General features: G+C 38.0%; 11 protein-coding genes. 10 read left to right on the forward strand and 1 reads right to left on the reverse strand.

Annotated elements, in window-relative coordinates:
• The first annotated feature begins 44 nt into the window (after positions 1-44).
• Together MKY80_RS01440 and MKY80_RS01445 are read left to right on the forward strand one after the other, a co-directional pair.
• Positions 45-746 carry a response regulator transcription factor gene (locus tag MKY80_RS01440; RefSeq protein WP_008179568.1) on the forward strand — a complete coding sequence of 234 codons (702 nt, stop codon included), beginning with the start codon at positions 45-47 and terminating at the stop codon, positions 744-746.
• A complete protein-coding gene (locus MKY80_RS01445; protein ID WP_089987073.1) occupies positions 743-2,386 on the forward strand; it encodes a HAMP domain-containing sensor histidine kinase in 1,644 nt (547 codons plus the stop codon). The genes MKY80_RS01440 and MKY80_RS01445 overlap by 4 nt, the downstream gene beginning before the upstream one ends.
• Before the next feature lie 36 nt (positions 2,387-2,422).
• Here MKY80_RS01445 and MKY80_RS01450 read toward each other — a convergent pair whose 3' ends face one another.
• Positions 2,423-3,340, reverse strand: coding sequence for a TetR/AcrR family transcriptional regulator (locus MKY80_RS01450; protein WP_008179565.1), 918 nt, complete (start codon positions 3,338-3,340; stop codon positions 2,423-2,425).
• 157 nt (positions 3,341-3,497) lie between these two features.
• Between MKY80_RS01450 and MKY80_RS01455 the strand changes: the two genes are divergently transcribed.
• From MKY80_RS01455 to MKY80_RS01490, 8 genes are all read left to right on the forward strand, one after another.
• Positions 3,498-5,012 (forward strand): DHA2 family efflux MFS transporter permease subunit, encoded by a 1,515-nt coding sequence (locus MKY80_RS01455; RefSeq protein WP_008179562.1) that lies wholly within the window; start codon positions 3,498-3,500, stop codon positions 5,010-5,012.
• Between the two features lie 155 nt (positions 5,013-5,167).
• Complete coding sequence (locus MKY80_RS01460) at positions 5,168-6,187, forward strand: serine hydrolase domain-containing protein (RefSeq protein ID WP_090002381.1); 1,020 nt, start codon at positions 5,168-5,170, stop codon at positions 6,185-6,187.
• Positions 6,184-7,497, forward strand: coding sequence for an extracellular solute-binding protein (locus MKY80_RS01465; RefSeq protein ID WP_008179556.1), 1,314 nt, complete (start codon positions 6,184-6,186; stop codon positions 7,495-7,497). The genes MKY80_RS01460 and MKY80_RS01465 overlap by 4 nt, the downstream gene beginning before the upstream one ends.
• A 56-nt stretch (positions 7,498-7,553) precedes the next feature.
• Complete coding sequence (locus MKY80_RS01470; protein WP_008179555.1) at positions 7,554-8,498, forward strand: sugar ABC transporter permease; 945 nt, start codon at positions 7,554-7,556, stop codon at positions 8,496-8,498.
• A gap of 11 nt (positions 8,499-8,509) precedes the next feature.
• A complete protein-coding gene (locus MKY80_RS01475; protein ID WP_008179553.1) occupies positions 8,510-9,337 on the forward strand; it encodes a carbohydrate ABC transporter permease in 828 nt (275 codons plus the stop codon).
• Positions 9,324-10,331, forward strand: coding sequence for a BadF/BadG/BcrA/BcrD ATPase family protein (locus tag MKY80_RS01480; RefSeq protein ID WP_089987076.1), 1,008 nt, complete (start codon positions 9,324-9,326; stop codon positions 10,329-10,331). Before MKY80_RS01475 ends, MKY80_RS01480 begins: the two co-directional genes overlap by 14 nt.
• A gap of 5 nt (positions 10,332-10,336) precedes the next feature.
• Positions 10,337-11,242: an N-acetylmuramic acid 6-phosphate etherase gene (murQ, locus tag MKY80_RS01485; RefSeq protein WP_089987077.1), complete on the forward strand. Its 906-nt coding sequence runs from the start codon at positions 10,337-10,339 to the stop codon at positions 11,240-11,242.
• A 71-nt stretch (positions 11,243-11,313) separates the two neighbouring features.
• Positions 11,314-12,189, forward strand: a complete 876-nt coding sequence (locus tag MKY80_RS01490) for a MurR/RpiR family transcriptional regulator (protein ID WP_089987078.1) — start codon at positions 11,314-11,316, stop codon at positions 12,187-12,189.
• The last annotated feature ends 203 nt before the right edge of the window (positions 12,190-12,392 follow it).

The following is a 12,392-nucleotide window of genomic DNA, read 5'->3' on the forward strand; positions in this document are numbered from 1 at the left end:
GAAATAATGACTACCTTAAAGTAATCTTAAAAGTAGGTGAGGATATGCAGAAAGCATCCATATTAGTATTAGAGGATGAACGCGCGATAGCTGAAATGATTGATATCATTTTAAGAAAAGAAGGAATGACAAGTATTACAGTATGTAACACGATAGAAGCAGCGAAATCCGAGATTTATGCTAAAACATTTGATTTTTATCTTTTAGATATTATGCTGCCAGATGGTAGTGGATTAGAAGTGGCTCATATTATTCGGGAAAAAAGCGATGCTCCTATTTTTTATTTAACAGCTAAAAGCAGTGACGCCGATAAACTTCGGGGTTTTATGAATGGTGCAGATGATTATATTACAAAACCATTTAACCCACTGGAACTTGTTGCAAGGGTGAAGGTACAGCTAGCACGTTATATGAAGAAAAAGCAAGTCACAGAAAATCATCTTTTTACATGTAGCCGTTTTACATTCGATATTGATGCTGCAGAAATCACTGTGGATGGCGTAAGGGAAATCATTAGTGGCCGTTTGTTTCATTTATTGAAATATTTATGTGATAATGCGGGGCAAGTTTTATCTAAGGAACAAATTTACGAGCGTGTATGGGGAGATTGTTTATTTGATGATAATACAGTAATGGTACATATTCGAAAACTGCGAGAAAAAATTGAAAAGAATCCTGGAAAGCCTACCTGTATTATAACGGTCAGAGGTATTGGCTATAAGCTTGTTGGGGATGTTTCTCCATGAAGCCAGCAGGGAAATTAACGCTTCGTTTTGTATCTTATTTCATCATATTCTATTTATTAATTATTTCAGGCTTTATTATGAGCTTGGTATTTTTTGCGATCTTTATTAATGATCGTGTAGGAGACAACATTCATGTCATGAGCTCCTTTGAAATTGAGGATGATGCTGTCGTCGAAAAAGGAGAATCCATTAAAATTGCCGATTATTTAGTAAAACGTGCTGAGGAAAATGCAGGACAACTTTACTTATTTGATCAGTCGATGACCATTGTAGATTATACAGGGGAAAGATGTGAACTATGTGGAATGCCTGATAGCGAAATTTTTGCATTAAAGCAGCCGGGTATGCATACATGGGAACTCCCAAAAAATTATTTGTTATTTCTACCTATTTCTCCTGTTCAGCCACTATTTGAGGAGGCTCTTGATAATTGGTTAGCCACAGGAGCGATTTCAGAAGTGACACTACAGCGTTTAAAGGAACATAAAGCTAGTGTTGAAATTTATGATACGGAATGGAACCGAACAGACATTGTAGGAAAGCGTTACGAAGAGCTGAAGAAGCCGCAACTGGTTGAGGAGAAATACGATATTTTTGAGCATGAGGAACTTAAGCAAAGCACGACCTTAGCGGATGATTCCACATTTGTTGTCCGCATGCCGAATCCATCCTATAAACCGTTCGAAGAGCCTTTCAATAAGGCAATGATTTTATTTGTTTCTATTTTCTTTGGTGGGCATATTATTTTATTACTGGGCGTTATCTTTTTATCGATAAGTATTTCGCGACAATTTGTACGACCACTTGTTTATGTCATATCACGTATTGAGCGACTTACCCAATTTGATTACAGTGATATAAGTGATAAGAAAATCCATCATAAGAAAACAGGGAAATTGAAACGGAAATTTAAATTATTTCAGCCTGTAGAGGAGTCCCTAAACCATTTATCTGAGCGGCTTGATTCAAATGAAAGGCAAATTAAGCAATCAGAGCAGTTACGTGAGGAGTGGATTACAGGCTTATCGCATGATTTAAAAACGCCTTTAAGTTCTATTTATGGCTATTCCACAATGCTTGCCTCGGAGGATTATGAGTGGACAAAGGAAGAGATGCGTATTTTTGCACAAACGATGCAGGAAAAGGCAACGTATATGGATGCGCTTATACAAGATTTAACGTATACGTATCAGTTGAAAAATAAAGCTATACAGCTGGATAAGGTATTACTGCCTTTGACAACATGGTTAACACAATTTGCAGATGAACAGGTAAGCGTAAAGGTTTATGGTGATGTGATGCTGCAAGCAGATGAACTTTTACTCAAGCGGATTATGGATAATTTAATAACCAATGCAAAGAAATATACACCTGTAGGCACGAAGGTGATGGTGGAAGCGCAACATACTGGTAAAGAAGTGATGCTAACTATTGCTGACCATGGTCCTGGCATTCCTCAGGAAGAGCTCGATAACCTATTCGAACGTTATTATCGTGGAACTAACACTACAGATGATACAGCAGGGACAGGGTTAGGACTAGCCATTACGAAACAGCTCATTGATCTCCACAATGGCACCATAAGTGTACGTTCAGATCGTGCCGGTACGGTATTTATTTTAAAATTTCAATGTCATTAAAAAGAGGTATCAAAATTCACTTTGATACCTCTTTTATTATTGTCTATTTTTATTGCACCGCTCAGCTGGGCGCTCAATTTTTACATAACGCCATAGGCTATTAGCGATATCGCGGGCTTCTGCGACATGTTCTGTTCCAACGAATGCTTTACGGAAAGGTGTAAGAAGTGATTCGATAATAAAGAGCTTTGGATTTTCGCGTTGAAGCTCTTCTAATAAGAATTCCGCATACTCCAAGCCTTCCACTGTTTCATTGTTCGTTAATCCTTTGGCAAAGCCATGTAATTGATCAATGACCATATCTTTTGTAACGGTTTTATAATTCACTACATTTTGAATTGTATTGATCATTTCAACGCTAACGATGATTTCTTTCGATTCAAGCATCGTAGGTATAATAACGCTAATATTGCGCAATGCTACACGTACAATGGCTTCTCGATTGATATATTTATTATAATCAGCAATAAAAACTGCGCGCAATGTGAGGTTAATCATTCCAAGTGTTTGCACAGCACATTCATAGCTTATTGGGCTAATTTCTTCACCAAAGACTTGAACAAGTCGATTAGCTAACCATTCTAATTCCTGTAGGTGGTAGTTAATAATAATTTTTTTCAGTTCTTTATCTCTTGAATGGAAGATTGATTCAAAAATTTGAATTAAATTATGTTCACGATTGACGTACATGAGAACAGCGACTTGCTGCGTTAATACTTCTAAATCTGTAGGATCTTTCCCGTAAATAAGTTCATGTCGACGATTACTTGCTTCCTCACGTCCTTCATCTAAAATTGCGATTAAGCATTCGTTCTTCGAAGAAAAATGATTGTAAAACGTCCCCTTTGAAATTTTAGCATCATGGATAATGTCGTTAATCGATGTATCTAAAAATCCTTTTTCAATAAAAAGTGCGCGTGCAGCTGTAATAATCTGTCTTTTTCTTTTGTTCATGACCTCACCTTTTTTAAAATATTATACTCTTATTCTACACTAAAAACGCTGATATATCAACGTTTATAAAAAATATAAACTTATTTGTTGAAAAAAGTAGACTACGAGTATAAAATAAGTTTTATCGAAAAACACAAGAAAGAATTGAGGGATATAAATGAATAGTGAGCAGACAATGAAGAAGCCCCCTTATGGCATGATAGCTATATTATTTGTGGGTGCTTTTGTTGCTTTTCTTAACAACACATTGTTGAATGTGGCACTACCAACAATCATGAAAGATTTTGGGATCACATATTCAAAAGTACAATGGCTCGCAACAGGTTATATGCTAGTAAGCGGTATTTTAGTTCCTGCTTCAGCATTTTTTGTGACACGCTTTAAAAATAGACATTTATTTATTGCGGCAATGTCCATCTTTACTATTGGTACAATTATGGCAGGCTTCGCTCCTAATTTTGACATGCTATTAGCAGGTCGTATGGTGCAAGCAGCCGGAGCATCTAGTATGTCACCATTGTTAATGAATGTTATGTTAACTAGCTTCCCGAAAGAGAAGCGTGGGGCAGCAATGGGGATCTTTGGTTTAGTTATGATTATGGCTCCAGCAATTGGACCGACATTATCAGGTTATATTGTTGAGCACCATGATTGGCGTATGCTTTTCCAAATGATTATTCCATTTGCGATTATTAGTTTATTATTTGGTGTTTGGAAATTAAGAAACGTGATGGAGACACGTGAAGTCCACTTAGATTTCCTATCAGTACTTTTATCAACAGTTGCATTCGGCGGTATTTTATACGGCTTCAGTACAGCAGGAGATAAAGGCTGGTCAAGTCCTTGGGTATATGGCACAATTTCAATTGGCTTTATTGCCTTAATTATTTTCATCATTAAACAATTAAAAATGGATCAACCATTATTGGAATTACGTATTTATAAATACCCAATGTTTGCATTAGGGTCTGTTATCTCTGTTATTGTTTCGATGGCAATGTTCTCAGGGATGATTTTAACACCGGCTTACGTACAATCTATTCGCGGTATTGAACCATTTGAAGCTGGCTTAATGATGCTTCCAGGAGCGCTTGTAATGGGGATTATGTCACCAATTACTGGTAAGCTTTTCGATAAGTTTGGTCCACGTATATTGGCCATTATCGGATTAACGATTACAACAATCGCTACATTCGGTTTAACAAAATTAGAAATTGATTCAAGCTATACATTTATCGTATCGATGTATACAATTCGTATGTTCGGTATGTCGATGGTAATGATGCCTATTATGACAAACGGTTTAAACCAATTACCACAAATTATGAATCCACATGGTACAGCTATTAACAACACATTACAGCAAGTATCAGGAGCAATTGGTAGTGCGATTTTAGTTACATTCATGAATAATCGTACAAAAGCCAAAGCTGAAGAATTAATTGTCGAGGCGAAAGCAAATGCGGCACAAGCAGGTGCAGCACCTACCGCAGAGCAAATGCAACAAATGCAAGATCAAATTATGCAAACTGCTTTATTAGATGGGATTACACACTCATTCTTAATTGCAGCTGGTATAACAGTGATTGCAGTCGTGCTTGCATTCTTCTTAAAACGCGTAAAGGTTGAAAGCGCAGCAGCTTCAATGGATTTGAAAAAACCAACTAAATGATGGGAAAAACTCTCTGTTAAGTAAGAAATTACTTGATGGGGAGTTTTTTTATGTGAAAAAAAATTTTAAGATTGGAGTAATTTTTTATCATTTTATTTTATATGATAATACTAATTTACAGAAAATTTAGATAGTTATAATTGTGGGGTGTTCATTTGGTAGATGCCTATATAAATGAATTAGTGCGGAAAAAGGAAATTCCAGGTGCAGTATTGATTGTTCAACAACATCATAAAAGAATTTTGTCTCGTAGTTACGGGGCTTTTACAGCGCAGGATGGCAGCAAACAACTCATTTTGAGCCATACATTATTCGATGTAGCGTCATTAACAAAAGTAGTGGCAACGCTACCAGCTACTTTACTGCTCTTGAGTCGACAGCAAATGACTGTGGACGATAAAGTTCAAACATATTTACCGAATTTTAAGTATGCCAATATAACCATTCAACATTTATTACAGCATAATTCAGGGTTACCAGCAGACTTAATGCCAGTAGTGAAGAGGCATCATCAACGCGACATCATGACAGAGATATTTTCCAGTAAAGTAGTGTTTCAGCCAGGCAAGCAAGTACTCTACAGTGATTTAGGTATGATTTTATTAGGGAAAGTAATTGAAAAAGTATCAGGAAGGTCACTTAGCCAATTCGTTGAACAGGAAATATTGAAGCCTTGGGGGATGAAGCATACTCGCTTTCAATTACCGGACCATCAACAGGCACTAGCGGCATCCACAGAAATGGTGGATGGAAAATTTGTTCAAGGAATTGTCCATGATGAAAAGTCCCTGCTGTTGGAAGGTGTGGCTGGTAGTGCTGGTCTATTTTCATGTGCGGAAGATTTAGCGAAGTTTGCAGAAATATGGTTAGGTTTTACACAACAAGATGTTCTTCCATATGAGTGGCTAGAACTTGCTCATACGAAGACATTTCGGAATAGGGGGCTTGGTTTTGAAGTATGGAACGGAGACTACTCATCATCTTGTTTTGCTAGGAGGTGGAGTAAGGGGTCATTTGGTCATTCAGGCTTTACAGGCACAAGTATTTGGATGGACCCTGTTGAAAAGGCCTTTGTTATTTTCCTGACGAATGCAGTTCATTATGGAAGGAATACAAATATGAGAAGTATTCGGGAAAAGCTTCATACGTTGATCTATGAAAAATTACTTATATGAAGGGTGGATTAGTTGATATGAAACAAAAGAGTAAATGGTTATGGCTGTTTCCATTATTAATCGTTGTAGCTTTAGTGGGGTGTACCTCAAAAGAGAAAACAACGGTTTCAACAACACCTGATAAGGAAGAAGGGGAGAAAACGGAAGAGATTTCTCTCACGATAGGAAGTTGGCGTACTGAAGATGTGGCAAAATATGAAAAAGTGATTGCTTTATTTAATGAACAACATCCCGAAATACACATTTCCTTTAATCCGACTAAAAATACAGAGTATAACACTGTTCTCAATACAGCACTACAGGCTGGGGAAGGCCCAGATATTTTCCACTTACGACCTTATGCAGCAGGATTAAAGCTTGCTGAAGCAGGATATGTAGAGAAAATAAATGGCTTAAACGGTTTAGCTTCGTTTCCTGAAGAGGCATTACTAGCTTCACGTGATGAAGATGGAAATCAATATGGGGTACCGATCAATTTGAGCTCCACGCAATTTTTCTATAATAAAAAAATCTTCAAGGATAATAACCTCGAAATACCGACTACTTGGGAGGAGTTTATAGCATTAAATGATCAATTGCTTGAAAAGGGCATTACCCCGATAGCAATGGGTACTAAGGAAGGGTGGCTATTGTCATTACTGCACGGGATTGTTGGACCAGCGATTTACGAAGGGAATGATTTCTACCAAGCAGTGCTCGCTGGAGAAAAGGATTTTACAGATGCTCAATTTATAGAATCGATACAAGTAATGAATGACTTAAAGAAGTATTTTCCTGCAAATTCAGAAGGCTTAGGAATGGATGATATTCGTACTTTGTTTGCATTAGAGGACGCTGCTATGTTCCCGTTAGGTAGCTGGGAAATTCCTGTTGTATTAGAAATGAATCCAGATTTAGAGTTAGGGTATTTTCCTATTCCATCTAAAGGGGGTCAGAAAACAGTGACGACTTGGGTGGATGGCTCATTTGCTATTAATGCAAATTCGAAAAATATAGAGGCCGCCAAAGTATTTTTAGAGTTTTTAACAACAAAGGAATTTGGTGAGTTGTTTGTGAAGGAGTTTTCCATGATCAGTGCTATACCTGATATTACCTCTGACGATGCCCTATTAAATGAGATTAGTAAATCCACTGCAAATGAAGCGATACCATACATGTGGGTGACTAATTTTACAGGTGGGGACCCAACAACAAAAAGTTTACTTGAAAGTGAATTACAAGGTATGTATCTAGGTCAGGTAACGCCTGAAGAGGTCGCTGCAAAAGTACAAGACAATGCTAAAACTTGGTATACGCCATTTCAAAAATAAATAATGCTCCTACAAGGAATCTTCCTTTTTCAAAAATTTAAAGGGGGCTGTTCATCATGAGAGAACCTACAGCTTCACCGTTATCAAAAAGAAAATCATGGGCAGGGTGGTCTATCCACCTTTTCCCTATCCCTGCAATTATAATTTATGGAATGTTTGTGCTTTATCCAATTCTAGCGGCCTTATCCTATAGTTTTTTTGAATGGAAAGGGATGGCACGAGGGGACTTTATTGGCTTCCAAAACTTTGTGACGCTTTTCACAACAGAACCTTATGGCTCCATGTTTTGGAATGCCTTCAAACATAATGTTCTTTATTTTATTATGCAAATGGTGGTCATGAATGGTGTAGCTTTCTTTTTAGCATTTATTATCTACCAAAAAATTAAAGGTGCTGAGTTTTTCAAGGCAGCCTTTTTTCTCCCGCGAGTCTTATCTGTAATTGTCGTAGGTTTTTTATGGAAGCTTATTTTAAACCCCAATTTCGGAACCTTAAATGTCCTTTTAGAGAAATTAGGTTTAGAGACGTTACAAAAGGCTTGGCTCGGTGATCCTGGAACAGCTTTGATTGCAATTATTTTAGTCAATTGTTGGTTTGGACTAGGATTTGGCGTCTTAATTTTTTTAGCTGGGTTTCAGGGCATCCCCAATGAATTAATTGAGGCTGCAAGACTAGACGGTGCAAAGGGCTTCACCTTATTACGTACGATTTATTTACCTTTAATGGTGCCATCGATAATGATCATGGGCATTTTAACATTTATTCAATCCTTTGAGGCATTTGAACTTGTTTATGCCATGCAAGGTTCGATGGGAGAGCCTTATTATTCTACAGATACATTAGCCGTGTTTTTCTATCGCTTAGCATTTGGTAGTTCTACAGCTTCTGGTGCGACAGCTATTGGCTTAGGGTCTGCGCTAGCGACAGTACTGTTCCTATTTATATTAATTTGTACAACGCTATTTTTACGCTTGGCCAATAAAAAAGACGTCCAAATGTAAGGGGGAAGTATATGAAGCAAGGGGCCATTTGGTTTCGACCATTCTATTATCTTGTTGTGTTTACAGTGGCGACAATCAGCTTATATCCTATATTGTTAATGATCTTGTCCTCCTTTAAGAAAAGTGTGGACATTTATAAGGATCCATTAGGCTTTCCATCTAGCTTTAGCTTAGATACTTACCGCACATTATTGTCTAAAATTCCATTTACCACATATTTTTTGAATAGCCTATTTGTCAGTGTTGTATCTGTTGTACTGATTGTTGTTGTTTGTTCATTGGCATCCTTTTATATTGCACGCTTTAAATTTTCTTGGAATCATGCCTTATTCTTCATTTTCTTATTAGGCATGATGATCCCAATAAAATTGGGGATTGTCCCTCTTTTCATTTTAATGCGTGATTTAGGACTAATTAATTCTTTATGGTCTTTAATTTTAATGAATACAGCGACAGGTATACCTTTATCCATACTCATACTAACAGGCTTTTTTAAAACGATGCCGTCTGAATTGGAAGAGGCTGCCCGTATGGATGGAGCAGGTAATCTAAGGGTCCTTTGGTATGTTGTTTTGCCATTAATGCGACCTGCACTAGGAACAGTCGTGATTATCAATTTTATCGCAGCATGGAATGATTTTTTCTTCCCGCTTATTTTTATTACGGAAAAGATGAAACGGACAATCCCGGTCGGAATGATGTCGCTGTTTGGGGAGCATTCGGCTGATTGGGGCTCACTATTTGCTGGACTGACATTAGCATCATTACCAATGATTCTATTATTCTTTATTGCTTCAAAGCAATTTATGGAGGGGCTGACGGCAGGTGCCATTAAATAAGCAATATATTATTGGAGTCGATGGTGGTGGAACGAAAACCCGTGCCATAATCGGTACAAAAGAAGGAAATATTCTCGCCTTTATGGATGGACACGGTACGAATATAAAATCAACTCCAGCCCATGAGGTAAGGCAACATATTGAACATTTACTGGAGAGTCTAGTGCAAAAAATAAGCGCTACAAAATACGATGTTTCAACGATTTTCTTATGCGTAGCAGGAGGGGATCGTCAGGAGGATATAAAACGCTGGAAGGCGTGGATAGCTCCTATGTTCCCTTCTACTTCCTGTAAAGTTACTGTCACCAATGATGCAGTCGCGGCACTTACTAGTGGGACGTTTACACAGGAAGGGTTAGTAGTTATAGCGGGAACGGGCTCAATTGTTTATGCGGTTCAACAAAATTCAATTAGTCGTATGGGGGGATGGGGTTATCTATTGGGAGATGAAGGAAGTGGCTACTATATTGGACAAGAGGCATTGCGTACCATTACTCGTCAATATGATGCTTATGGTTTAAATGAAGATGCCTTTTCTAAAGCCATTTTAGAGCATCTAGCACTAACAGATCCTACGGAAATTATTACACTAATTTATGAGCATTCGCAGCCACGCATATGTATTTCCTCTATTGCTAGGACGGTATTACTTTTAGCTACCCAAAATAATGAGATAGCGAAGAGGATTGTTGACCGTGCAGTTACCCATTTAGTTCAACTTCTCCAAATGATGTATAGAAAAGAACCACAGGTGAAAAAATTTCCAATTGTTACTTGTGGAGGATTATTCGAAAATCAATACTTTGTTCAATGCTTTCAAGCAAAATTGCAACAATCTACTATTGATAATCAAATTATTCAGCCTGAAGTACCACCTGCTATTGGTGCTTTTATAAATGGGCTCTTTAGTGAAGGAATTCCAATGACAAAGGCTTTACAACAAACAGTAAAGGAAACTTGGATGAGTGTAAAAAAATCGAATGGAGTGATTTGATTTCGATGGAGCGAATGACAAAACTGACGACTGAGGATTATCATCCAGACACAACCAATTTGGATTTAATGTCCATTGCTGAAATTGTAAGGCTAATGCATGAAGAGGATCAAAAAATTCCACAGGCTATTGCCAAAGTATTACCTGAAATAGAACAGGCTATTATGGCTGTTGTACATGCGCTAAAAAATGGCGGTAGATTGTTTTATGTAGGGGCAGGGACAAGTGGGAGAATAGGGCTGTTAGATGCTGTTGAATGTCCACCCACATTTAGTACTTCGCCTAAACTAGTGCAAGCCATATTAGCGGGTGGCTCAGAGGCAGTAATGATCGCCATAGAAGGGGCAGAAGATGATTTATCTTTAGGTCGGCAAGAATTGGAGAACCAACGCTTAACAAATCTAGATATAGTCATTGGTATTGCGGCAAGTGGTAGAACGCCTTTTGTCAAAGGAGCTTTAAATTATGCTCAGCAAATGGGAGCCAAAACGATTAGCTTGGTCAGTAACGCTCGTTCCACCATTAGCGAAAATGTAGATATAGCTATTGAGGTTATTACTGGTCCAGAAATTCTAACTGGTTCCACTAGACTAAAGGCTGCAACCGCCCATAAACAAATACTCAATATGATTACAACCGCAACTATGGTCAAGCTTGGTAAAGTCTATAAAAATTTAATGGTGGATGTTCATGCTAGTAATTTTAAATTGCGAGAACGTGCCAAGCAAATTGTTTGTGAAGTGACAGGAGTATCGTATATTCAAGCTGAGCAAGTTTTAGAGCAAACCAATTATCAAGTAAAACTGGCTATTGTCATGTTACTAACAAATACAGTGTTAGAAGAAGCGACAGCATTACTCGCCCAATCCGAAGGGCATGTCCGTAGAGCAGTAGAATTACGTAAGCTTTGAAGAAAGAGGTGGATGGAACTGCTCCATTCACTTTTCCCTGAAGGCTACATACTAGAGGTGGGGATGGACGTATGGAAAAAATAAATGCCGGTTTAATTATGCTATCAGAAATGCGTGAGAAGCTGCCCCCTTCCGAGAAAAAGGTGGCGAGCTTTATTTTAGAGCATCCCACTCAGGCGATTAAAATGACCGCTGTAGAGTTGGGAGAGGCAAGTCAGACAAGCAGTGCAGCTGTTATACGATTATGCAAATCTCTGCATGTCAGCGGCGTTCAGGAATTAAAATTGCGTATTGCTGGTGATTTACAGCGTAATAACACCGACGACAGAGATATAGAGGCAAATGAGCCGTTACAATCAATTGTAGAGAAGGTGACCTTGCAAAGTAGTGAAATTTTGACACAAACGGCTAATTTAATAGATAAGGCTGAATTAGAACGTGCTGTATCAGCTTTAGCAAAGGCTAGAAGAATTATATTTTTTGGCGTAGGTGCTTCTGGAATTACTGCTATGGACGCAGATCAAAAGTTTTTAAGAATTAATAAGCATAGTAAAGTATTCATGGATTTACATTTAGGAGCTACAGCGGTCGTCAATGCACAGGAGGGGGATGTGGTAGTCGGGATATCCTTCTCTGGGGAAACGCACGAAGTGGCCAAAATCCTTGAAATAGCGGGCCAAACTCCTGCTACTACCATAAGTTTAACGCGTTACGGTAATTCATTAGTATCGAGTTTAGCCGATATTTGTTTATATGTGTCACCGAATGTCGAAGCGACCTTTAGAAGCGGTGCCACTTCCTCTCGTCTTGCCCAGCTTCTTGTCATTGATATTTTATTTATGGGAGTAGTGACCAGTGCCTATAATCAGACAATTGATTATTTAGATGAGACACGAACGGTTATTCAAGGACTGCATAAAAAAGTTGCTAAAAGAAAAATAAAGTAGAACGAAGACGATTTCTTAGCATCGTCTTCGTTTTTATTGCTCTGTCACAAATGGAGTGTTGATACAGCAGGATCAAAAAACTAAACATGGGAGAAAGATTACTAGCTCCAAGTAATTCAGTTACATCCACTGTAGTATCCAAAGGCAAAGCAATAGGGCCAGAAAAGATTTGTAGCAGCTCTTTCTAGTATTCATACAAAAAA

This window comes from Lysinibacillus sp. FSL R5-0849 (genome assembly GCF_038595075.1).
Taxonomy (GTDB): Bacteria; Bacillota; Bacilli; order Bacillales_A; family Planococcaceae; genus Lysinibacillus; species Lysinibacillus fusiformis.